This is a genomic window from Pseudoduganella lutea (assembly GCF_004209755.1).
Classification (GTDB): domain Bacteria; phylum Pseudomonadota; class Gammaproteobacteria; order Burkholderiales; family Burkholderiaceae_D; genus Rugamonas; species Rugamonas lutea.
In genome coordinates this window covers 5,558,369-5,581,252 of the sequence record NZ_CP035913.1, presented here as the reverse complement: position 1 = coordinate 5,581,252, position 22,884 = coordinate 5,558,369, and the positions used below count along the sequence as shown (strand labels likewise).

Annotated in this window: 15 protein-coding genes and 2 pseudogenes; 7 read left to right on the top strand and 10 right to left on the bottom strand. The window is 67.5% G+C overall.

What is annotated here, in order from left to right; all coding sequences use genetic code 11:
• Positions 1–100: 100 nt before the first annotated feature.
• Positions 101–529, top strand: a complete 429-nt coding sequence (locus EWM63_RS23690; RefSeq protein WP_130188727.1) for a VOC family protein — start codon at positions 101–103, stop codon at positions 527–529.
• A gap of 78 nt (positions 530–607) precedes the next feature.
• Here EWM63_RS23690 and EWM63_RS23685 read toward each other — a convergent pair whose 3' ends face one another.
• On the bottom strand, positions 608–1,105 hold the full coding sequence (locus EWM63_RS23685) for an FxDxF family PEP-CTERM protein (protein ID WP_130188726.1): 498 nt from the start codon (positions 1,103–1,105) through the stop codon (positions 608–610).
• A gap of 236 nt (positions 1,106–1,341) precedes the next feature.
• Here EWM63_RS23685 and EWM63_RS32530 point away from each other — a divergent pair, with 236 nt between their 5' ends.
• The gene (locus tag EWM63_RS32530) at positions 1,342–1,572 is read left to right on the top strand and encodes a transposase-like zinc-binding domain-containing protein (protein ID WP_229487475.1); all 231 of its coding nucleotides are present in this window, start codon (positions 1,342–1,344) and stop codon (positions 1,570–1,572) included.
• Positions 1,573–1,590: 18 nt separating this feature from the next.
• Positions 1,591–1,926, top strand: a pseudogene (locus EWM63_RS32525) (IS1595 family transposase); the annotation flags it as partial.
• Between the two features lie 151 nt (positions 1,927–2,077).
• Here EWM63_RS32525 and zwf read toward each other — a convergent pair.
• The 7 genes and pseudogenes from zwf to EWM63_RS23655 all read right to left on the bottom strand — a co-directional run bounded on the left by zwf (position 2,078) and on the right by EWM63_RS23655 (position 15,936).
• Positions 2,078–3,541 (bottom strand): glucose-6-phosphate dehydrogenase, encoded by a 1,464-nt coding sequence (zwf, locus tag EWM63_RS23675; protein ID WP_130188725.1) that lies wholly within the window; start codon positions 3,539–3,541, stop codon positions 2,078–2,080.
• Positions 3,542–3,650: 109 nt separating this feature from the next.
• The gene (recD, locus tag EWM63_RS23670; protein ID WP_130188724.1) at positions 3,651–5,651 is read right to left on the bottom strand and encodes an exodeoxyribonuclease V subunit alpha; all 2,001 of its coding nucleotides are present in this window, start codon (positions 5,649–5,651) and stop codon (positions 3,651–3,653) included.
• Entirely contained in the window at positions 5,644–9,288 is a 3,645-nt protein-coding gene (gene recB, locus EWM63_RS23665; protein WP_130188723.1) for an exodeoxyribonuclease V subunit beta, read from the bottom strand. The genes recD and recB overlap by 8 nt, the downstream gene beginning before the upstream one ends.
• Positions 9,285–11,729, bottom strand: a complete 2,445-nt coding sequence (recC, locus tag EWM63_RS23660) for an exodeoxyribonuclease V subunit gamma (protein WP_443094121.1) — start codon at positions 11,727–11,729, stop codon at positions 9,285–9,287. Before recC ends, recB begins: the two co-directional genes overlap by 4 nt.
• Before the next feature lie 68 nt (positions 11,730–11,797).
• A pseudogene (locus tag EWM63_RS33175) lies at positions 11,798–12,673 on the bottom strand (exodeoxyribonuclease V subunit gamma); the annotation flags it as partial.
• Between the two features lie 117 nt (positions 12,674–12,790).
• A complete protein-coding gene (locus EWM63_RS32520; RefSeq protein ID WP_229487473.1) occupies positions 12,791–13,687 on the bottom strand; it encodes a response regulator in 897 nt (298 codons plus the stop codon).
• The gene (locus tag EWM63_RS23655) at positions 13,672–15,936 is read right to left on the bottom strand and encodes a CHASE domain-containing hybrid sensor histidine kinase/response regulator family protein (RefSeq protein ID WP_229487472.1); all 2,265 of its coding nucleotides are present in this window, start codon (positions 15,934–15,936) and stop codon (positions 13,672–13,674) included. Before EWM63_RS23655 ends, EWM63_RS32520 begins: the two co-directional genes overlap by 16 nt.
• Positions 15,937–16,246: 310 nt before the next feature.
• Here EWM63_RS23655 and EWM63_RS23650 point away from each other — a divergent pair, with 310 nt between their 5' ends.
• From EWM63_RS23650 to EWM63_RS23640, 3 genes are all read left to right on the top strand, one after another.
• Positions 16,247–16,996, top strand: coding sequence for an MOSC domain-containing protein (locus EWM63_RS23650; protein ID WP_229487471.1), 750 nt, complete (start codon positions 16,247–16,249; stop codon positions 16,994–16,996).
• A gap of 86 nt (positions 16,997–17,082) precedes the next feature.
• A complete protein-coding gene (locus tag EWM63_RS23645) occupies positions 17,083–17,280 on the top strand; it encodes a hypothetical protein (protein ID WP_130188722.1) in 198 nt (65 codons plus the stop codon).
• A gap of 40 nt (positions 17,281–17,320) precedes the next feature.
• The gene (locus EWM63_RS23640; protein WP_229487470.1) at positions 17,321–17,620 is read left to right on the top strand and encodes a barstar family protein; all 300 of its coding nucleotides are present in this window, start codon (positions 17,321–17,323) and stop codon (positions 17,618–17,620) included.
• 34 nt (positions 17,621–17,654) lie between these two features.
• Here EWM63_RS23640 and xth read toward each other — a convergent pair whose 3' ends face one another.
• Entirely contained in the window at positions 17,655–18,473 is an 819-nt protein-coding gene (gene xth, locus EWM63_RS23635) for an exodeoxyribonuclease III (protein ID WP_130188721.1), read from the bottom strand.
• A 121-nt stretch (positions 18,474–18,594) separates the two neighbouring features.
• On the opposite strand from xth, the gene EWM63_RS23630 reads away from it, so the two are divergent.
• Positions 18,595–20,637 carry a prolyl oligopeptidase family serine peptidase gene (locus EWM63_RS23630; RefSeq protein ID WP_130188720.1) on the top strand — a complete coding sequence of 681 codons (2,043 nt, stop codon included), beginning with the start codon at positions 18,595–18,597 and terminating at the stop codon, positions 20,635–20,637.
• A gap of 151 nt (positions 20,638–20,788) precedes the next feature.
• Here EWM63_RS23630 and EWM63_RS23625 read toward each other — a convergent pair whose 3' ends face one another.
• Positions 20,789–22,861, bottom strand: a complete 2,073-nt coding sequence (locus EWM63_RS23625) for a methyl-accepting chemotaxis protein (RefSeq protein ID WP_229487469.1) — start codon at positions 22,859–22,861, stop codon at positions 20,789–20,791.
• Between the last annotated feature and the right edge of the window lie 23 nt (positions 22,862–22,884).

The window sequence follows — 22,884 nt, the reverse complement described above, 5'->3', positions numbered from 1 at the left end:
TACTCAGCCGATTGATCGTTTGCACACGCGGCAAGCGTGGCGACTTCCGGTGGCAAAAGCTGCAATACTGCGCAGTCCACCAACTGCTCGGGAGCACAGCATGGAAGCTCAAGAGGTACACCGCGGCCGCCTGATCGATCATATCCAGCTGGTCGTGAAAGACCTGCCCGCGTCGCAGCGGTTCTATACGGCGATCTTCGAGGTCTTGAACATTCCGGTCGGCGGCACGGCCGAGGATTATTTCTGGGTCGACGAACTGTTTGTCTCGGCACAGGACAGCGAGACCGCCCAGGGCCACCTGACGGGGCGCCACCACCTGGCGTTCCAGGCACGCGACCGCGCCATGGTCGACGCCTTTTACAAGGCGGCGCTGGAAGGCGGCGGCAAGGACAACGGCGCACCTGGCGAGCGCCCCTACCACCCCGGCTATTACGCGGCCTTCGTGACCGACCCGGACGGCAACAATATCGAAGCCGTGTTCCACGGCGAATCGAAGCGCAGCGCCCCGTCGGTGCACATCACCTGGTAGGTTTGCCGCGCTTGTTGGTTGGCTGTGCACGCAAAAAAGGGCGCCGAAGCGCCCTTTTTTCTATTGCTGCAATACGGATCAGCCCTGCTTGCGGCGGCGTGCGGCGAAGCCCAGCACGGCCATGCCGCCCAGCAGCATGCCGTACGTCGTGGGTTCCGGCACCGCGGTCACGGCGAAATTGCCGCCGTAGAAGGTCGTGGTACCCACCTTGCCGGTGACGACGCCAGTGACGACGAGGCTCAGCGTGCCGTTAACGGCAACGTCGTTGAAGCCGATCGTCGACACCCAGTCATTATTCTTGAACGACATGTCGACACCGTTCAGCTTGACGCTGGTGAAGTCGATGTCGTTGACACCGTTGAATACGTTGATCAGGCTGCTGGTAGCGACGTTCGACGTGACCGAGTAGTTCGTGAACGTGAACGTGTCGGTGAACTCACCCACGCCGTGGGAAGCAACGAGATACGTGGACCAGACGGTCGGGCCGCCCTTCAGGTCGAAGTTGTAGGTTTCGGCGCTGGCGCCGCCGAAGGCACCAGCCAGAACGGCCGCGAGAGCGATGGAATGCAGTTTCATATATTGGTCTTCTTTAATGTGCGTTGCAATACGACTAATTTAAGGTGCCTTTAAGAAGTTGTCAATATTAAATTGTCGATCAGCTAAAGAAATATATGTTACCGCTTTGCCTCGCGCGGCGCGCTCCGTTCCGTCGGCTTACTCGAAGGCGCTGTTCGCGGAAACTCAGGGAACTTCCCTCGGACATCACGGTCTGATCTTCTGTTGAGATACTTCATGTATACGCGGAGGGGACGATGGGCGCAGCGGAGTTCCACGTGGTGTTCAAGGCGCTGGCGCAGCTCCAGCTTTCCGACGATCAGGTCGCCCTTCTGAAAGACTTCCTTGCGAACGTCGTGCAACCGGGCCAGTGCCTGCGCCTCATCGAAGAGGCTGCCGGCAAGCGGCCTTGTCCTAGATGCGGCGGCACGCGATGCCACCGCAGCGGCCACCCCGACGGCCTGCAACGCTATCGCTGCGTGGCGTAAAAGGGTTCGCGGCACCTGGACCGCCGGCCCCGCAAGCGCGGCGGCACGGCGTCGAAGCGCGGGATCAGCAAGGAGTTCGACTGCATTCTGGTGGCACGTGACCGCAATCGCCAGACCTGCGAGTTCGTGACCGGCCAGGGGCCGGTCAGCGCCAGCCAACTGTCCGAACACCTGAAGCCCGTACTGGCGCCGGACATCCTGTTGATCAGCGAGGCCGTCAACGTGAAGGCGGGCATCCGAGCGCGCGGCGCCATCCACATCCAGGGCGTGAATGCCTGGCACAGCCGCTTCAAGACGTGGCTGCGGCGTTTCAATGGCGTAGCCAGCCGCTACCTGGCTCACTACACGGGCTGGTTATGCGTGCTGGATACGGCAGCGTTGACAACGCCGCCGCAGTGGCTGCGAGTTGCGGTAGCGTCTGGCTAATGGCGCCAAGCTCTCGCGACAATAGGGCTCGTAGAAAGTTTCGTACCGCTAGGCAATGCCCACTTTACGCTAACAGCGCCTACTCGAACCAGCTGAAGCCGTCCCGCGCGAGCAGCGCGAACGATTCGGATGGCCCCCAGGTGCCGGCCGCATAGGAACGCGGCTTTTCGTTCAGCGCGCCCCAGCCGTTGATGATCGGGTCCGCCCATTCCCACGCCGCTTCCAGCTCGTCGCGCCGCATGAAGTGGGTCAGGCGGCCGCGGACCACGTCGATCAGCAGCCGCTCATAGGCTTCGGCGCGGCGCTGCGTGAAGGCGGAATGCAGGTCGAGGTTCAGTTCCACCTGCTGCATGTGCATGCCGCTGCCCGGCTGCTTGGCCATCACCTGCAGCTTGATCGCCTCTTCCGGCTGCAGCTCGATCACCAGCCGGTTGGCGACACCGCCCGGGGTTTCAGGGAACAGGGGGAATGGCGGATTGGCGAATTCCACGACAATCTTGGACGAGCGGCGCTCCATGCGCTTGCCGGTGCGCAGGTAGAACGGCACCTTCGACCAGCGCCACGTGTCGACATAGGTGCGCAGGGCCACGAAGGTTTCGGTGCCGCTGTCCGGCGGCACGTTCTTTTCTTCCAGGTAGCCCGGCACGGCCTGGTTGCCGCTGGCGCCGCGGATGTACTGGCCGCGCACGGTGTCGCGCGCGATGGCGGCCAGGTTGAAGCGGCGCAGCGAGCGCAGTACCTTGAGCTTTTCATCGCGCACCGCGTCGGGTGCCAGCGACGCCGGCGGTTCCATGGCAACGATGCACAGCAGTTGCAGCAGGTGGTTCTGCACCATGTCGCGCATGGCGCCTGTGCCGTCGTAGAAACCGGCACGGCTGCCGACGCCCACTTCCTCGGCCACCGTGATCTGCACGCTGGAGATGTTCGGCGCGCGCCACAGCGGTTCCAGGATCGAATTCCCGAAGCGCAGCACCATCAGGTTCTGCACGGTTTCCTTGCCCAGGTAGTGGTCGATCCGGTAGATCTGCGATTCCGCGAAATGCTTGCCGACCGCCTCGTTGATGTCCACCGCCGACGCCAGGTCGCTGCCGAGCGGTTTTTCCAGCACCACGCGTGCATTCGCATCGACGAGGCCCGCAGCGGACAGCTTCTCGCAGATGGTCGTGAACAGCGACGGCGCGGTGGACAGGTAAAACACCCGGATCGCGCCTTCGCGCGATACCTTTGCCAGGGCGGACAGGTCATCCTGCTGCACGTCGACACGCACGAATTCCAGGCGCTGCAGGAAGCTGCGCCATGCGTCGTCGGCGAAGTTGCCGTCCGAGATGAACGAACGCGAATGTTCCTCGACGAACGCCAGGTAAGCCTCGCGGTTGAAATCCTGGCGACCGGTGGAAATGATGCGGGTCGCGGCGGGCAGGTTGCCATGCAGGTGGGCCATGTACAGGGCCGGCAGCAGCTTGCGCATGGCAAGGTCGCCCATGCCCCCGAAGATGATCATGTCGAGTGGCAGGCTGTTATCTGGTTGTGCGGACGAGGTCATATCGATCGATGTAGTGGATGAGGGGAGATGCATTCAAGACACGGTTGAAAACCTTGCAATGGTAGCCGAAGCTGCCCGGCTTTGCCCATCGGAGATCGCCGGTCGACGATCACGTGCCCAGCGCCTGCCGCAATCCGCTGGCCCGCTGCGTGCGCTCGGCGATCGCCTGGGCCAGCACGGCGGCATTCGGCGACACGAGCGTGAAGAACTCGCGGGCGCGGGTGATGCCGGTGTAGACGAGTTCGCGCGCCAGCACGGCGTTCGCCTGCGGCGGCAGCACCATGGCCGTGTGCAGGAATTCGGAACCCTGCGACTTGTGGACCGTCATCGCGAACGCCGTTTCCACGTTGCGCAGCCGCGTCGCCAGCACGCTGCGCACCGCCTCGCCATCCGGGAACCAGACCCGCAGCGAATCGGGCCGCTGCGGATCGGGCAGCGTGAGCCCGATGTCGCCGTTGTAGACGCCCGTCGGGTAATCGTTGCGGGTCACCATCACGGGCCGGCCCACGTACCACTCGCCGCGCCGGCGGATCAGCTTTGCGCCCTCCAGCTTCGCTTCGATGGCCTCGTTCAGGCCCCCGACACCCCACTCCCCTTCGCGCACGGCGCACAGCAGCCGGAACTGCTCGAACCGGTGCAGCACGTCGCGTACCCAGCGCTCGTAGTCGGCGCCCGGGCCGGCACGCACCAGTTCCAGGTAATCGCGGTAGCCGGTGCCCGCGCCCGGCCGGCCCTGCACGGCGAGGGCCAGCACGTCGCTCGGCCGGGCACCTTCGATCCAGCGCAGCTTGCGTTCGCTGTCGCCGGTCAGCACGTCGCGCGCGGCATCGGCGTCGCCGCGGTTGACGGCCAGGGCCAGCCTGCCGATCGGGCCGCCGAAGCGCCGGCTCTGGCGCAGCATGACGATGCGCTGCGCCAGCGGGCCGCCGTCGCGCTCGCGGAAGGCGGCGGGTATCGTTTCGCCGGTGGCGGCCAGCACGTAGTCGCACGTGGCGGCATCGTAGTTGCCGCTCTCGGCCTGCGCGCACAGGTCACCCAGCACCGCCCCCGCCTCCACGGACGCCAGCTGGTCCTTGTCGCCCAGCAGGATCAGCCGCGCGTGCGGCGGCAGCGCGGCCAGCAGCGCCGCCATCATTTCCAGGTGCACCATCGATGCCTCGTCGACGATCAGCACGTCCACTTCCAGCGGGTTGCCGGCGTTGTGGACGAAGCTGCGCGTGTCCGGGCGCGCACCCAACAGGCTGTGCAGGGTGCGCGCCCCGCCCATCCGCCCGGCCAGTTCGCGCAGCGGCAGGTCGGCGCCCAGCTTGCCGGCCAGCTCGTCCAGCGCCGCATCGATCGACTGTTTCAGGCGCGCGGCGGCCTTGCCGGTCGGCGCGGCCAGCGCCACGCGCAGGTTTTGCACGCCCGGCACGCCCTGCACGCCCTCGCCCGCGGTCGCGAACAGCAGCGCCAGCAGCCGCGCCACCGTGTACGTCTTCCCCGTGCCGGGACCGCCCGTGATCACGGCCAGCTGGCCACGCAGCGCGGCGGCGCAGGCGATCTTTTGCCAGTCCGGCCCGCCCTCGCGCACGGGATGGTGGAACAGCCTGTCGAGCCAGCCCCGCACGGCGGCCGTGTCGACGGCATGTTCGGCCAGCGCGCGCGACTGCACGGACGCGGCCACCGTCGACTCGTCGCGCCAGTAGCGGCGCAGGTACAGGCGCTCGCCATCGAGCACGAGCGGCTGGTTGAAATCGAGGTCGCCCACCGGCCATACCTGCTCGCAGCCTTGCAGCGCCACGCGCCAGCCGTTGACGTTCCTCGGCAGCGCGCTCCCGGCCCGGGTGGCGGCCGCGCGCAGCGCGGCCCACTCACCGTCGAGCCAGCCCAGTTGCGGCGATGGATCGCCGGCCATGTCGGCCAGCACGAGGCAGCTGTGCCCGCGCCCTTCCAGTTCGGACAGCAGCAGGCAGGCCAGCAGCAGGGGTGGCGGCGCATGACCCAGCGTGGCCACGAAGCGCGCGAACGCCCCGGCCAGCCGCCGCAGCTTGCCGCTTTCGGTCAGCGCGTCGATCGTCTCGAACAGCGCCGGAAGGTCCAACGCCGCGGGCGGCTTCGGGTCAGTCATCGGTCGATCCTTCGCTTTCCGCGGCGCGTTGCAACAGCTCGTCCAGGTCATCGAGCAATTGCGGGTCCGGTTCCAGCACGTGGCAGCCGCGCGTGGCCGCGTTGCCGATCCCGCGCAGGAAGAAGAAGATGGCGCCGCCCAGCTGTTCGGCCGGATCGTAGGCGTCGCCCAGCCGGCTTGCCAGCAGCCGGTGCAGCGCCAGCAGGTAGATCGCCCCCTGCACGTCGTAGCGGTGTTCGGCCATGCCCAGCGCCAGCGCCTTCGCGTGGTACGCCGCGTCGTTGCCGCCCAGCGCGTTCGACTTGTAGTCCAGCACCCAGTAGCGGCCCTCGTGCTCGAACACGAGGTCCGAGAAGCCTTTCAGCATGCCGTGCAGCGCGCGCTGCGGCAACGGCGGCCGCGCGATGCCGTTCAGCAGGTGGCGGCGGCACACCGCATCGAGCGCGCCGGTGGCCAGGTGCTCGCTGGGAAACCAGAACTCCATCTCCGGCATCAGCGTGCCGATGTCGCGCAGCGCGGCACCGAGCGGCGGCAGCACCGTCGTCACGGCCGCGCGCAGCCAGGCGATGGCATCGTCTACCCGGTGGCCCCAGCCGGCCCGCTCGATGCGGCGGCCCATGCGCACTTCGCAGGCGGCATCGTCGACGCAGTCGAAACCTTCCTGCGCCAGCCATTCGAGCTGTTCGTGCAGGAAGTTGCCCGGCACGGAACCGCGCGGAAACCGGTGCCATGGCGCCTCGTCCACCCGGCCCGCCACCACATCGGCACCCTCGCCTTCCAGCAGCGTTTCCTCCAGCGCGTGGCGTGGCGCGGCCTGGGTGCCGCGCGCCAGCGACGTGAAACTGCCGACCGACCAGTCGCGCTCGAAACGCGCCCGATAAGGCGCGGCGCCGGCCAGCGGCGCCCGCTTCTCCACCCGGTCGAGCATGGTCGGCCGCTCGGGATGGCACAGCGAGGCGATGCCGATCGCGCCGCAGTCGCCGGCCAGCTCCCGCCAGCGCTCCTGCAGGCTCTCCGCCGGCAGCGGTGCGCCGCCGGTGAGCAGGTAGCCCAGCGCCGATTCATGCAGCACATTGCTGCCTTCCTTGCGGGCCGGCAGCGCGGCCACGCCCAGCCACAGGAAATGGCGGGCGCGCGTCAGCGCCACGTACAGCAGCCGCAGGTCTTCCTCGATGCGCGCGGCCTCCACGGCCGCCTGCGCCGCCTCGGACAGCGCCATGTCGATGCGCCGCACGCCATCGGCATCGGTGTACTCGAAGAAGCTGCGGTTGCGCTTGTCGACCTTGCGCGCCGTGACGGCGAACGGCAGGTAGACCAGCGGGTATTCCAGGCCCTTGGACTTGTGCACGGTCACCACCTTGACCAGTTCCGCGTCCGATTCCAGCCGCAGCACCTGCTCGTCGCCCATATCGCCCTCTCCCTCGACCTGCTCGGCCATCCAGCGGATCAGTGCCTGCTCGCCATCGAGCTGGCGGCTGGCCGTCTGCAGCAGCTCGGCCAGGTGCAGCAGGTTCGTCAGGCTGCGTTCGCCACCCACGTTGCCGGGCGCCAGCAGCGCGGCCGGCAGGCCCAGTTCATGGATGAAGCGGCGCAGCATCGCCAGCACGCCCTGCCGCTGCCAGATCGTGTGCAGGTTCTTCAGCTGCTCGACGCGCGCTTCCCACGCCAGCTCGTCCGACGACAGGCGCGCCAGTTCGGCCAGCCCGATGTTGGCCGTGCGCGTCGCCAGCGCGGCCCGGGCCAGCGCGCCGTCCAGCGGATTGGCCAGCGCCGCCAGCCAGCGCAGCACGTCGCGCGCCTCGTCGGACGCCAGCACCGAATCCTTGTCGGACAGGTAGACGCTGGGCACGCGTCGCAGTTGCAACGCGCGCCGGATGGCACTGGCTTCCTTCCTGTCGCGCACCAGGATCGCGATATCGGCCGGTTCCAGCCGCTTGAATCCTTCTGCGCCATCGAAGCCGGTGCCCGGATCGTTCAGCAGCCGCACGATGTGCTCGGCGCAGTGGTGCGCGAAGAATTCCCGGTAGCCGTCGGCCTTCAGGTCCGGCACATCGCTGCACGACACTGTGAGGGCCTGCAACTGGCCATCGACGCCGACCAGGCGCTCGCCACGCCCCTTGGCGTCGACGGCATCGAACGGCAGCGGATTGACGGTGCCGCGCCGGAAGCGGAAGGCGCCCTGCGCGAAACCGCCGCCGCCGGCACCTTTTTCCGCGTGCAGGAAGATGCGGTTCACCGCTTCGACCACGTCGCGCGTGGAACGGTAGTTCGTGCCCAGCTGGTAATGCCGGCCCTCGGTGGCGCGGCGCGCGGCCAGGTAGCTGTGGATGTCGGCACCGCGAAAGCCGTAGATCGACTGCTTCGGGTCGCCGATCAGGAACAGGCCGAACGCCGGATCATTGTCGGCCACGCGGTACAGCAGGTCGAAGATGCGGTACTGCGAGGGCGCCGTGTCCTGGAATTCGTCGACCATCGCCACCGGGTACTGTTCGGTGATGCGCTGGCGCAGCGCCGCCCCGTTCTCGCCTTCCAGCGCCTTTTGCAGCCGCACCAGCATGTCGGCGAAGCCGAACTGGCGTTCGCGCGCCTTCAGCTCCGCCATGCGCGCGGCGATGACGCCGGCGGCGTGCCGGTACAGGCGGTGCGCCAATGGTTCGCAGGCGTCCAGCGCTTCCTTCAGCGCTTCAAGCGCCGCGAAGTCATCGGGAATATCGGTGCCCTTGAAGGCCTCGGCGATACCGGATGGCACGAGCCGCTTCCAGCCGGAGACCGACAGGCCGGGATCGACCAGCGCCGGATCCGCCGCCCATGCATGCAGGCTGCCGAACCAGCCGGCCAGCCAGTTCGACTTCATCAGCTTGCCGTCCAGCTGCTTTGCCGCTTTCTGACGCTCCAGCCACAGCTCCATGCGCGCAAGGCGTTCGGTCCAGCCCTCCTTCAGCGCCGCCAGTTGCTGCTCGCGCTCGCGCAGCGAACGGCCGACCAGTGCGCCCAGCGGCTCGTCCGAACGCCAGCCGTCGTCCGCCCGTTTCACCAGCTCGCGCAGCGCGCGCTTGAGCCGCTCCACGTCCGGCCAGCACTCCAGCAGCGCACCCAGTGCCGGTTCGCGCAGCGGGTACACCTGCTGGCGCCAGTAGTCGTGCGCCGCATCCTCGAACAGCGCCGCCTCGTCGGTGATCAATTCCTCGTCGAACAGGCTGCCGCTGTCGAACGCGTGTTCGCGCAGCATGCGCTGGCACCATGCGTCGATCGTGAAGATCGCCGCCTCGTCCATCGTTTCGGCCGCCAGCATCAGCCGGTGCGCCGCCTGCTGGCGCGCCGCCTCGTCCGGATAGGCTTCCAGCAGGCCCGCCAGGTAGGGATCGCAATCCTCGACCTGCCCGCGGAAGCAGCCGGCCGCCTCGACGAGCCGTTCGCGGATGCGGTTCGACAGCTCGCGCGTCGCGGCGCGGGTAAACGTCATGACGAGGATGTCGGCCGGCAGCAGCGGCCGCCCGTACGCATCGTCGCCGCCATGGCCCAGCACGAGGCGCAGGTACAGCGCGGCGATGGTCCACGTTTTACCCGTGCCGGCGCTGGCCTCGATCAGCCGGGTGCCGTGCAGCGGGAAGGTCATCGGGTCGAGCAGGCGGCTCATGCCTCGCCTCCCTCGATCGGCTGCACTTCCACGGTTGCCAGCCAGTCGACCAGCGGGCCGTACAGCGCGTGCGCCGTCGCGGCGAAGGCCGGCTCGGCGTCCAGGTCGCCGTATTCCGGCCACAGGCGATACAGGCAGGGATCGTCTTTTTCGCCGCGCCGGTCGAAGCCGTGCTCGTAGGTTTCGCGCGGGTCGCCGCCGGACACGAGGGCCAGTGCCGTCTTGCTGGCCACCGGCAGCGGCCCGTCCATGCCGCGCCGCCACAGCGCCACAAGATCGGCCAGCGCGCCGCGGGCCATCGCGCCGTCGAGCGGCGGCATCGACAGCACGGCATCGCGCGCCACCAGCAGGCCGGTGATGGTCTCGCCCTGCGCCGCGGCCGCGAGCTGGCGCAGCCAGGCGCCGACCAGCTTGTCGCCACGGGGCTGGCCGGACTTGTCGAGCGCCTTCGACGACATCTGCGCCAGCCACACCTTGGCGTTGCCATCGGCGCGCAGGCCGTCGATCCAGTCTTCCAGGATCACGCCGTGCAGGTCCAGGCCGACCGCCAGTTTCGGCGCCGCTTCCGGGTAGGCGGCGCGCAGTTGCAGCCAGGCGCGCCGCACCGGCAGCAGCGCCGCGATCAGGCCGTCGCGCACGCGTTCGCCGATGACGCCGATCGGCAGCACGCCTTCGCGCTGCAGGCGGGCCGCCCGCTCCACGAGACTGGCCCGCACGTCGTCCTCTTCCTCGGCGCCGTCGTCCTCGAGCATTTCATCTTCGAGGAAATAGCGGTCCAGCGCATCGAGCACGAACGGTTCCTCGTCCTCGCCGACGAGGGCCGAGTCGGCGAAGCGCACGCCGAGCCGCTGGCCAAAGAAGTATTTCACCGGCTGGCGCAGGAACGCCGCCAGGCCGGCCAGCTTCAGGCGGAAGCGTTCGTCCAGTTCGTGGGGCGGCAGGCCGGCCGGCAAGGTGGTGGACAAGGCGTCCCCGTCACCCTGCGCGTGCGCCGAGCGCCATTCCGCCGCGTAGGTCAGCAGGCCGCCCTGTTCGAAATAGCGGCGCGAAAACGGCTGCAGCGCATGCTCGACCGTGCGTTCGGCCAGGTCGAGGTGCCAGCCCGCCTTCAGGTAATCGATCAGCTGGGCCACCAGCACGGAAGGCGGCTGCTCGCTGTTGTCGCGGGCATTGCGGCCACACCAGCTCACATACAGCACGTCGCGCGCGGCCAGCACCGCTTCGAGCATCAGGTAGCGGTCGTCGTCGCGGCGCGAGCGGTCGCCCGGGCGCGCCATGCCGGGCAGCGCCAGCAGGTCGAAATCGGCGCGGCTGGCGCGGCGCGGGAAATCGCCATCGTTCATGCCCAGCAGGCAGACCACGCGGAACGGCACGGCGCGCATCGGCATCAGCGTGCAGAACGTGACGCCGCCCGACACGAACTGGTGTTCCAGCGACGGCTCGTCCAGCGCGCCCAGCCATGCCTCGCGCAGCACCTGCAGCGGCACCGGCTCGTCGAAGCCGGCGCCATCGCACGTTTCCAGCCAGGCGTTGAGCGTGGCATCGAGCTCGTTCATCGTCAGCCTGTCTGCTTCGTCGCGGGCATCGAAGAAGGCGGCCAGCAGCGCACGCGCCTGCTCGCCCCATTCGAACGGCGTGCGCGGCTGCGCCAGCCGCTCGCGCCAGTCCAGCAAGGCCTCGACCACTTGCGCCAGCGAGCCGGCCAGCGCGGCATCGAGGCCGCCCACTTCGCCGTAGGGTTCGATGTCGCCGAATGCGCCGCCTGCGCCACTGGCGTAGCCAAGCAGCATGCGGCGGATGCCGAAGATCCAGGCATTCTGTTCGCCGGTCGGGCCAAGGCCCAGGCCCGCGCGATGTTCGCGGTCCAGCCCCCAGCGCACGCGGGCACCCTCGATCCAGCGGCCCAGCAGGGGCAGGTCATCCTCGCCCAGGCCGAAGCGGCGCGACACGGCCGGTACGTCCAGCAGGTCGCGCACCTCGCTTTGCCGGCAGCGCTGCTGCGGCAGGCGCAGCAGCCATTCCAGCGCCACCAGCAGCGGGTTGACGCTGCGGTCGTTGACGTCGCCGATCTCGAACGGGATGTGGCGTGGATCACCTTTCCGGTATTGCCCGAACACCGCGTGGATGGCGGCCGTGAACACGCCGATGTCCGGCACCATCACCACGATGTCGCGCGGGCGCAGGCCGGGGTTGTCGGCGAACAGCGCAAGCAGGCGGTCGTGCAGCACTTCCACTTCACGCTGCACACTGTGGGCGATGTGGAACACGATGGAGCGATCATCCGCGTCCGGTACCGGAAACTGGTGCTCGGCCAGCGGCAGCATGTCGCGCACCGCGCCCTGCAGCTGTTCGAGCAGCGTGTCGCCCTCGCCCTCGCTGAACAGGTCCACCCGCAGGTGGGCCCCCTCCCCGGCGGTGGCTTCGTCGAATTCATCGAGCATGCGGATGTAGTCGCGCCCTTGCCGCCCCAGCTCGCCAGCAGCGGGTGGCTGTGCGCATGCAGCGCCTCGATTGGCACCTGCGCGAGGTCGACGCCGTTGCGCTGCGGATGGCGGCGGCGCGCGGCGCGCAGCAGGTCGCGGCCGTCGATGATGTCGCCCCAATAGAAGCGGCACGGGTTCGGCACCGCCACGATCACCTGCGTGAAGCTGGCCAGCGCGGCCAGCCCCTGCAAGGTCTGGTACGGCAGCGCCGACACGCCGAACAGCACGACACGGCGCGGCAGCCGCGAGACCGGCTGCGCGCCGCCCTGCACGGCACGGATGAATTCCGTGTGCACGCCGGCGCGGCCCAGCGTGCGCTCTTCTTCCGGCACGCTGGCGATGATGGCGCGCCACAGGGCGGCCTGCCAGCGCTGGCCCTCCGGCAGCGGGTAATGCACGCCGCGCGGGCAGCACATCTGGTCACGCCCCGCCGCCCAGTCCTCGAGCCAGTCGGCGCGGTACACCTGGTACTGGTCGAACAGGTCGGACAGCCGCTCGGCCAGCTGCAGCCGGCGCTCCTGGCAGCCGCCCTTCAGGAAATGGCGCAGCGGCTCGAAGGCATCGTCGCGCAGCAGGGCCGGCAGCAGCCGCATCAGCCGCCACGTGAGGGGCCCCTTGTCGAACGCGGACGTGCGGGGCACGCGGTCACGGCCCAGCATGGCGCGGTACGCTTCCCACAAGAAACGCGCCGGCAGCGCCACGCGGGTGGCGGCGCACACGCCCACCTCCTCGGCCAGCGCGATCTTGAGCCATTCGGCCACGCCGTTCGACTGCACCAGCATCACGTCCGACTCCAGCGGCGCCAGCGGATTGTTGCGCAGCCACTGGAAGACGGCACCGCGCAGCTGTTCGAGCTGGTTGCCGTGCAGAATGAGTAAGCCGGGGGCGATGCCTGTTGCCATGATGCGTTCTTGATAGTCGAAGCCGGTATTATCCCCGATGCGTTACTGATGCGTGAGCGATGCGTGACCGCTGCGTAACCGACATGGCCAGCCATGCGGAGACCGGCAACGCCGTGTTCAACCGGGCTGCCCGCCCAGCTCGCGCAGCTGCGGCTCCAGTTCGACGTCGATGTAACGTTGCAGCCGGTCCAGCATGGGGCCCATGTGGGCGACGATGCGGGCCGCCTGCGCCGGGTCGTCGCCGGGTTTGACGCGCTCGAGCGCAACGCACAGTTCGGCGAAGCCGAGGGCGCCCACGGCGCGTGCCGACGACTTGATGCGGTGCCCCAGCTCGGCCAGGCGTTTCAGGTCCTGCGCGGCCAGCGCCGTCTCGATCTCGGCCAGGCCGTCGCGCGCCGACCCGTGGAACATCACCGCATACTTGCGCATCTTGTCGGCCTTGTTGCCGAACGTTTGCCCCAGCACGGTCAGGTCGAACAGCGCCGGCTCCTGCGCGACGAGCGCGGGTAACACGTCGGTGACCCGGCGGGCCGGCGGCGGGGCAGGCGATGCGCTGCCGACGTTATTTGCAGCCGTGTTCGTTGCGGTATTCGTTGCCGTGTTCGTTGCCGTATTGACCACGGTTTCCACCGCGCCGCTTGCGGCGGCGCTTCCGACCACCGTGCGCACCTGGGCCGTGCGCCCGCCCGCCGCGCGCTGGCTCAACCATTTGGACAGCGTGGAGAACAGCAGGTTCGGCACGATCGGCTTGGTCAGGAAATCATCCATGCCCGCTTCCTGGCAGCGCACCTGGTCCTCGCGGCCGGCATTGGCCGTCATGGCGAGCACCAGCATGCCGGACAGCGTGGCGTGGCGCCTGATCCGGCGCGTCGCTTCAAAACCATCCATCACCGGCATCTGCACGTCCATCAGCACGCAGTCGAAATGGCCCTTCTCCAGCAGGTCGAGCGCTTCCTGGCCATTGTTGGCGATCACCACCGTGGCGCCGGCATCCTCGATCAGTTCCTGGCCCACCTGCTGGCTGAAGACATTGTCTTCGACGAGCAGGATGGCGGCGCCTCGCAGCGGCGCCAGCAGCTCTTCTTGCAGCGCCGCGTCGCTGGCCGCAGGCAGCGACTCCGCCCCCGTTCCAGCTGCGCCGTGAACCAGAACGTGCTGCCCACGCCGGGCGTGCTTTCCACGCCCACGCTGCCACCCATCAGCTCGGCCAGCTGCTTGCTGATCACCAACCCGAGGCCGGTGCCGCCGTACTTGCGCGTGGTCGACGTGTCGGCCTGGTGGAACGACTGGAACAAGCCCTCCACCTGGGCCGGCGTCATGCCGATGCCCTGGTCCTGCACCTCGAAGCGCACGGTCAGCCGGTTGTCGCGCTCCTCGACGACGCGGGCGCGCAGGAACACGGTGCCGCGCTCGGAAAACTTGATCGCGTTGCTGGTGAAGTTGAGCAGCACCTGTTCGAGGCGCAGCGGGTCGCCGCGCAACTGCGCCGGCACGTTCGGCCACGCCTCGCACACCACTTCCAGGCCGCGGCGGGACGCCGTCTCGCCCAGCTGGTTTGACACGTTGCTGAACAGCGCATCGAGCGGGAAGTCGAGCATTTCCAGGTCGAGCTTGCCGGCCTCGATCTTTGAAAAATCGAGGATGTTGTTGATGATGCCGAGCAGGTGCTGGCCCGAGTGGTAGATTTTTTGCAGGTAATCGCGCTGTCTCGGATCGGCCACCGATTTCAGCGCCAGGTGCGCCATGCCGATCACGCTGTTCATCGGCGTGCGGATCTCGTGGCTCATGTTCGACAGGAAATCGCTCTTGGCGCGGCTGGCGGCCTGGGCGGCCTCCTTCAGTTCATGCAGCTCGGTCACGTCGGTGGACAGCGCGATCACGGCAGGTCCCCGCTCCAGGTCGACGGCGGCCTTGACCGTCCACAGGTGCCGCACGTTGCCCTGAGCATCGGTGAACTGGCCTTCGCTGCTGCGCTTGATGCCGTCGGCCAGCACCTCCCGGTCTTCCAGCCAGGCCCGGGTGGCTTCGCGCTTGGGCAGCACTTCGCTGTCCATGCGCCCGACGATCTGCTCGGCCGGCCGGCCCATCACCTGCGCCATCCGCGCATTGACATAAATATAACGGCGCTCGCCATCCTTCATGTAGACATGGGCATCCACGTTGTCCAGCACACTGTCGAGCAGGCGCCGTTGCTCCTGCGCGTTGCGGCGTTGCGACGTGAGCATGAACACATAGCTGTACAGCAGCATCGTGCCGGCCGCCCCGATGACGAGCGCGATCCACGGCAGGTGGCGGTCGAAGCCGCTGATCATGTCGACCTTGCGCGTATAGAAGCGCGCTTTCCACAGCGCACCGTTGAAGTCGATCGGCAGCACGGCCACGAAATAATCGTCGACATTGCCCGGCAGCGTCGCCGGGGCATCGATCGACCCTGTGTCGTTGAACAGCAGGCGGTCGTCCGGCTCGATTTCCAGGCGGCGCAGCTCCGGAGCGGTGTTGCCATCGGAATACAGGATGAGACGCACCTTGCGGTCGGCCATTTCATCGATCGCGCCCTGCACGAGCGCCGACACGGAAAAGCCGATGCCCACCGAGCCCAGGTAGGCGGTGCGGCGGCCCGCGACGTCACCGATCGGCATGCCGCGCCGGTACACGGGCAGCCGCATGCCGAGGCCGATATGCGGCACGGGGCCCTTCACCCTGACAGGCTGGCCGGAAGCGCTGATGTGGCCGGTGTCGCGCGACAGGTCCATCGCCCGGGCGATCGCCGGGTTGGCCGTGATGTCCACCCCCATCTTTTCCTTCAGCATCGGTTCCAGCCACGTCAGCGGCGCGTAGCGCGGGCGCTGGCCGGGCGGGCGGATGTCGAATGCCGGATAGCCGGCCGGGTCCACGCCACGGTCGGCGCGCACGGCCGCCACGAAGGCGGCGCGATCCTCGTGCCGCACGTCCGGAGCATAATTGATCAGTTCAATGGCCGGGAAATGGCGCGGTACGTCGAGGCTGGCCACGTACAGGCTGAACTCCTGGCGCGACAGCCCGTCGGACGCCTGGAACAGCGCCACCAGCCCGCGCAGCACGTCCGAATACGCCTTCACGCTGGCGCTGATGCTGTACTGCGTGGCACGGGCCGCGTTGTCGAAGCGCACGCGCGCATTGTCATCCACCGATTTCATGGTGGCCGCATACAGCGCCAGCCCCACCGCGGCCGCCAGCGCCAGCCCGATTCCCCATTGCAGGAGGCGGGATAACGCGGGTGACATCCTGGATTCGCCGGTTTTGCGCATTGGTTTCAGTGAGTACTTCTTGCAATACAGCAGCATACCTTGAATGGGCATTGCCGTCATCGCGACACCGTTCGTGGTAGCGCTCGATCGCACATGATAAGGCCCGGCCATGCCAGCACTTGAGAGGACACAGCGGAAAACAGGCGGTGCGCAGCGCGCGATGGTCCCCGCACCCATTCCGCAAGCTGTCTCTTTTCAGCAATGGTAACGGCCTGGACGCCGCGATGCCTGTCCCGCACGCCGCCCTGATACACTCGGCAACATTTCCCGATCCTCCTGCGCCACCTTGCACATCCCGCACGCCCCGATCACTTCGTCGCCCGCCGACGCCCCCGTCATCGGGCGCGTGCAGGCGATCGCACTGCGGTCCAGCCCGCGCACAATGCCGCGCGCGGTGAGCGCCGCGCAAGCCATCGCCGGCCTGGGCCTGGCCGATGACCGGCACGCGGATGCCCTGTCGCCGCGCCAGGTGCTGCTGGCCGGCGCCCCCGCCTACGCGCGGCACGGCCTGGCGCCGCATACGCTGCGCGAAAACCTGCTGCTCGATGTCGACACGTCGACCTTTGCTTCCGGCACCCTGCTGCGCGTGGGCCGCGACGCCGTGCTGCGGCTCACGTTCGCGTGCGAAGCGTGCGGCTACCTGGATGCCCGCCAGCCGGGCATCGCGGCCGCCATCGGGCGCGCACGGGGCATGCTGGCGCGGGTCGTGCACGGCGGCGCCATCGCGGCGGGTGACCCGGTCGCGATGCTGCCCACGATACTGCCCGCGTGGGATGACGACTGGCGCACCCGCGTCGCCGCGATCCTCGCGCTCGTGCCGCCGGGCATGGTGGTCGACTACCGTCACCTTGCGCGGCTGGCCGGCGTGCAAACCGTGTACTGCCGCGCCTTTCCACGCCTCGCGCGCAGCCTCGGCTTCGGTCACGCCGCCGTGGCGATGGCCAGCCAGCCGCAATTGCCACGCTGGCAGGGGCATGAGCTGTTCGACGAACCGTTCGACGAACCGTTCCATGCATCGGGCGGACCGGGCCGCTGAATGCCGGCCGCTTCCGGTGCTACGGTAAAATCGGACACGGTGCATGGCACCGTTTCACCGAAGACTGCAACGGAAGAGGTAATGGTATGGCCAAGAAAGAAGAACTGGACGAGGAAACGCTGGCGTTCATCCAGTGGTGTATCGAAGTGGAAGGGTTCCTGGTGGCTGGCGGCGCGACCGTCAGGGAAGCGCAGGATCACATCGAAGAGCAGGTCGAGTGGTTTACCGACCAGTTCTACGATGGGCTGACGCCCGAGGAAGCCGCGAAGGAGGCGCTGGCGTGACGCCGCCGATCCGCTGCACTCCCGCTGGATTGCCCGGATCGTGGCCGAACGCCGCCCCATGAGAGTTCGCCGGATCGTACTTGATTTGTCCGACGTGGCAGATCTCGATCACCTGAATCGGATGCTTGCCGATGCCTTGGGATTTCCCGCCTGGTATGGGAAGAACTGGGACGCCTTCCATGATGCGATTACTGGCTTGGTTGATATGCCAGAGCACCTGGAAATCGCGGGATGGCCTTCTTTCGAAAGGCGCTTCCCGCGCGATGCCGCGATCATGAAGGGTTGCCTGGACAGCATGTCCAGGCAGTTGCCGATGCTCGCGGCGCGGGTCGTCTACTGATCGTTCGTACTGGATCGGCCTGAACTCTTTCGGTTCAAGGCACCGCCTTCGCCGTGACTTTCGGCACCTTGGGGATCTTCTTCGGATCGAGCTCGATCCACGTGGGTGCATGGTCGCTCGGCTTTTCACGCCCCCGCACGTCCTTGTCGACACCGGCCGCCTTCAGCGCCGGCGCCAGCGATGGACTCAGCAGCAAATGGTCGATGCGGATGCCGGCATCGCGCCCGAACGCGTTGCGGAAATAATCCCAGAACGTATAGATCTTTTCGCCCGGGTGCATCGTGCGCAGCGAATCGGTCCAGCCCTGCGCGATCAGGCGCTCGAACGCTTCGCGCGTTTCAGGGCGGAACAACGCATCGTCGAGCCAGCGCTCCGGCTTGTACACGTCCAGGTCCGTGGGGATCACGTTGAAGTCGCCGGCCATCACCACCGGCGCGCCCGTCGCCAGCAATTGCTCGCCGCGCAGGATCAGCCGCTCCATCCAGCTCAGCTTGTAGTCGAACTTCGGGCCCGGCGCCGGGTTGCCGTTCGGCAGATACAGGCCGGCGATCACGACATCGTTGACCACCGCCTCGATGTAGCGGCTCTGCTCGTCCGACGGATCGCCCGCCAGGCCGCGCCCCACTTCGACCGGCTGCGTGCCGCGCGCCAGGATCGCCACGCCGTTCCAGCTTTTCTGCCCATGCCAGATCACGCCATAGCCGGCCGCTTCGATGGCTGCGGCGGGAAACTTTTCCTGCGGCGCTTTCAGCTCCTGCAGGCAGGCCACGTCCGGCTGCGCTTCTTCCAGCCATTGCAGCAGGGCCGGCAGGCGGGCGCCGATGCCGTTGATGTTGAAGGTGGCGATGCGCATGAAAACTCCCCGGAACGATGACGAGTTGCGATTGTGACAGCACGGCGCGACATTTGCCACACGGATGCGGAGAGCGGCGGCCATCGTGTAGAGTACGGCTTCCGCCGATCCAGGAGCCAGCATGTCTTCGTCCCCTCCCGCCGCCGCCCTTCCCGACGATCCGCACGCATGGCTCGAAGACGTCGGCGGCGAACGCCAGCTGGCGTGGGTGGGGCAGCAGAACGACGCGGCGCTCGGCGAACTCGAAGCGGGGCCGCATTACCTCCGCCTCCACGAGCGCCTGAAAACCATCCTGAACTCGCACGAGCGCATCCCGTTCGTGCGCAAGCATGGCGACTTCCTGTACAACTTCTGGCGCGACGCCGACCACGTGCGCGGCATCTGGCGGCGCACCACGCCGGATCAGTACCGCCTGGCCAGTCCGCAATGGGAAACCGTGCTCGATATCGACAGGCTGGCCGCCGACGAAAACGAAAACTGGGTGTGGAGCGGCGTGTTGTCGCTATACCCGAAAGGCGAGCGCTTCCTGCTGTCATTGTCGCGCGGTGGCGGCGATGCGGTCGTGGTGCGCGAATTCGACATGCCGTCGCGCAGCTTCGTGGCCGATGGCTTCAACCTGCCCGAAGCGAAGACGGATACGGCATGGATCGACGCCGACACGCTGTTCGTGGCCACCGACTTCGGCCCCGGCTCGATGACGACGTCCGGCTATGCGCGCATCGTGAAAGAATGGCGGCGCGGCACGCCGCTGGCCGCCGCCCGCACCGTGTACGAAGCCCTGCCGACGGACCTGGGCGTGGGCGCCTGGCGCGACTTCACACCCGGCCACGGCTTCCAGTTCGTGATGTGCCAGATCGGCTTCTACAGCAGCGAGCTGTTCCTGCGCGAAGGCGACCGGCTGGTGAAAGTGGAGAAGCCGGACGATGCCCGCGCCTACACCGTGCGCGACCAGCTGGTCATCGACCTGCGCTCGGACTGGACCATCGACGGCCGGACCTATCCGCAAGGCGCGCTGCTGGCCACGGACTTCCGCCGCTTCATGGCGGGTGAACGCCGGTTCGAGGTGCTGTTCACGCCGACGGCGACGGCATCGCTGGACGGCGTGGCATCGACCCGTTCGGCCCTGTTGCTGAACGTGCTCGACAACGTGAAGAACCGGCTCGTCGAGCTGCACCACGCCGATGGCCGCTGGGAACGACGCGATGTCGATGCGCCGGCCTTTGGCACCTTGGAAGTGGCGCCGCTCGATGCGATCGCGTCCGACGACTACTTCCTGACCGTCACCGATTTCCTGACGCCGACCACCGTGTATCTGGCCCACGCCGGCAGCGACGAGCGCACGCCGTTGAAAGCGCTGCCCGGCTTCTTCGACGCCTCCCCTTACGAAGTGCGGCAATTCCACGCGCCATCGAAGGACGGCACGCAGGTGCCCTACTTCGTTGTCCAGCGCAAGGACACGAAGGCCAGCGGCAGCAATCCCACCGTCCTGTATGGCTACGGCGGCTTTGAAGTGTCCCTGAAGCCGTTCTACAGCGGCGTGACCGGCGCGGCATGGCTGGCGCACGGCGGCGTGTACGTGCTGGCCAATATCCGCGGCGGCGGCGAGTTCGGCCCGCGCTGGCACCAGGCCGCGCTGAAGGACAACCGCCAGCGCGCCTTCGACGACTTCATCGCCGTCGCGCAAGACCTGATCAAGCGCCGGATCACGAGCCCGCGCCACCTGGGCATCATGGGCGGCAGCAACGGCGGCCTGCTGGTGGGCGCCGCGCTGACGCAGCGGCCGGATCTGTTCAACGCCGTCGTCTGCCAGGTGCCGCTGCTGGACATGCGCCGCTACAGCAAGCTGCTGGCCGGCGCTTCGTGGATGGGCGAGTACGGCGACCCGGACGATCCCGCGCAATGGCAATACATCGCCGATTATTCGCCGTACCACAACGTCTTCCCCGACAAGCATTACCCGCGCGTGCTGTTCACCACCTCGACGCGCGACGATCGCGTGCACCCCGGCCACGCCCGCAAGATGGTGGCGAAGATGCGCGAACAGGGGCACGACGTGCTGTACTGGGAAAACACCGAGGGCGGCCATGCCGGCGCCGCCAACAACGACCAGCAGGCGAAGATGTGGGCGCTGACGTATGCGTTCCTGCTGGCGCAGTTGACGTAGCGTGGACGGCGAGCGATCCGCCCTGCGTAGCGCGGCAAGTTCGGAAGAAGTCAGCTGGCGCGTGACCGGTGATGAACAGACGAGCGTCACCAAATCGGCCTGGTGGCACCAAAACACCGTAATTTGCCATTAACGCGACATTAACGCGCCATCAGAACTCTTCCCACTCGTCTGCAACCGGCGCCTTCTGCACCCGTTGCGGCGCGGCAGGCTTGCCGGCTTCCACCTTGCTGGCGGCGGGCTTGTTCACCGACGGCTTTGCCGCCGCTTTCGTGTCCGGCCTGGGCAGAGCGGCCGTGCTCGTGGCGGGACGAGGCGCCGCCAATTGCACCGCGAGCGGCGCGTCCACCTGCGACATGTCGAGTTTGAACGCGGCCACCGCCTCGGCCAGGTGCGCTGCCTGATCCTGCAGCGATTGCGCCGCGGCGGCCGCTTGCTCGACCAGGGCCGCGTTTTGCTGCGTGGCGTCGTCCATCTGCACGACGGCATCGTTGACCTGGCCGATGCCCTCGCTCTGTTCGCGGCTGGCTTCGGAAATCTCGCCCATGATGTCGGCCACGCGCCGCACGGAAGTCACGATCTGTTGCATGGTTTCGCCGGCACTGTGGACCAGCTTGCCGCCGGTATCGACCTTGTCGACGGAATCGTTGATCAATTCCTTGATTTCCCTGGCGGCGGTGGCCGAGCGCTGCGCCAGGGTCCGCACCTCCGACGCGACGACGGCAAAGCCGCGCCCCTGTTCGCCCGCGCGGGCCGCTTCCACGGCGGCATTCAGCGCCAGGATATTGGTCTGGAACGCGATGCCGTCGATGACGGAAATGATGTCGACGATCTTGTTCGAACTGTCCTTGATGGCGGCCATCGTCTGCACCACTTCGCCGACCACGTTGCCGCCCCGGGTCGCATGGTCGGACGCCGACGTGACCTCCTCGTTGGCCTGGCGCGCATTGTCGGCATTCTGGCGCACGGTGGCCGTCAGTTCTTCCATCGTCGACGCGGTTTCTTCCAGGCTGCCGGCCTGCGCTTCGGTACGGCCCGACAAGTCCATGTTGCCAGCCGCGATTTCGCGGCTGGCGTGCGCAATGGTGTCGGTGCCGATGCGGATCTTGCCGATGGTCTGGTTCAGCGACGCGGCAAAGCGGTTGAACGCGCCGGCCAGTGCGCCGATCTCATCGCTGGTTTCCACCCGCATGCGGCGCGTCAGGTCGCCGTTGCCGTCGGCGATCTCGCCCAGCATGGCGGCGGCGCGCGCGACCGGCGCGGCGATCGCGCGGCTGACCGCATAGACCACCAGCAAGCCGATGGTGATACCGGCGATACCGGCCGCCACGGCGGCCAGCGTGGAGCGGCGGACCAGCGCGCCCACGGCTTCCGATTCCGGCACTTCGGCGATCACGTACAGGTCCAGTTCCGGCACGAACGACGCCGCCACGATCTGGGCGCCATCGGCACCCTGGTAGGTCGTCGTGCTGTACTTGCCGCCTTTCAGCAGCGCGGCCGAAGCTTCCTCCGTGAAACCGGTCAGGTCGGTCAGGCTGTGCTTGCCGTCGACCAGTTCCTTCTGGCGGTGCGCCAGCAACGTGCCGTCCGCGCGGACCAGGTAGACATAGCCGGACGGACCGACTTGGTAGCTGTTGATGCGCTGCGCCAGCGCATCGATCGACAGTGCGAGGCCGGCGATGCCCTGCTTGTCGCCGCCGCCGTCGAAGCGGGCATTGATGAACAGCTTGTAGCTGCCGTCCGTCACATCGCGGTCGATGCGCAGCGTGTAGGGCTTGCCGCTGCTGAGGAACGTGTTGAACCAGGCCGAGCCCGGCGCCTTGCGGTCCAGCGTGCGCGACAAGCCCTCTTCCGTGAAGTATTTGCCGGTGGCGCCGGAGACCCAGAAGATCTTGTTGGCTTTCAGGCGGTTCTTCATCGACGCGGCGTAGCGCTGCCACCCCTCCAGGCCCGTGTCCGGCAAGTCGGCCTTTTCCCATGCCAGGATATAGTCGTTGGTGGCGATATCTTGCGCCGACGCCAGCGGCTGGGCTATTTCGCGCAGCAGGTCGTTGCGGATTTCGCCGACCACGGCGGGCAATTCCTGCTCGACGACGCGTTCGGCGATACCGCCGGCCGTCACCCAGGTACTGAGCCCGCAGGCGAACAGCAGCGTGAACACGAGGCACGCACCCATGCTCAGCATGAGTTTCTTCTGGATCGACAAATGCTTGAAGAAGTTCACGGCAATTCCTTTGCTGTGTTTTG

Bases quoted from the DNA above. Each gene is read 5' to 3' on its own strand.
- EWM63_RS23690 (WP_130188727.1), top strand. From the start codon at position 101: ATGGAAGCTCAAGAGGTACACCGCGGCCGCCTGATCGATCATATCCAG.
- EWM63_RS23685 (WP_130188726.1), bottom strand. From the start codon at position 1,105: ATGAAACTGCATTCCATCGCTCTCGCGGCCGTTCTGGCTGGTGCCTTC.
- EWM63_RS32530 (WP_229487475.1), top strand. From the start codon at position 1,342: ATGGGCGCAGCGGAGTTCCACGTGGTGTTCAAGGCGCTGGCGCAGCTC.
- zwf (WP_130188725.1), bottom strand. From the start codon at position 3,541: ATGACCTCGTCCGCACAACCAGATAACAGCCTGCCACTCGACATGATC.
- recD (WP_130188724.1), bottom strand. From the start codon at position 5,651: ATGACTGACCCGAAGCCGCCCGCGGCGTTGGACCTTCCGGCGCTGTTC.
- recB (WP_130188723.1), bottom strand. From the start codon at position 9,288: ATGAGCCGCCTGCTCGACCCGATGACCTTCCCGCTGCACGGCACCCGG.
- recC (WP_443094121.1), bottom strand. From the start codon at position 11,729: ATGCTCGATGAATTCGACGAAGCCACCGCCGGGGAGGGGGCCCACCTG.
- EWM63_RS23655 (WP_229487472.1), bottom strand. From the start codon at position 15,936: ATGTCACCCGCGTTATCCCGCCTCCTGCAATGGGGAATCGGGCTGGCG.
- EWM63_RS23645 (WP_130188722.1), top strand. From the start codon at position 17,083: ATGGCCAAGAAAGAAGAACTGGACGAGGAAACGCTGGCGTTCATCCAG.
- xth (WP_130188721.1), bottom strand. From the start codon at position 18,473: ATGCGCATCGCCACCTTCAACATCAACGGCATCGGCGCCCGCCTGCCG.
- EWM63_RS23630 (WP_130188720.1), top strand. From the start codon at position 18,595: ATGTCTTCGTCCCCTCCCGCCGCCGCCCTTCCCGACGATCCGCACGCA.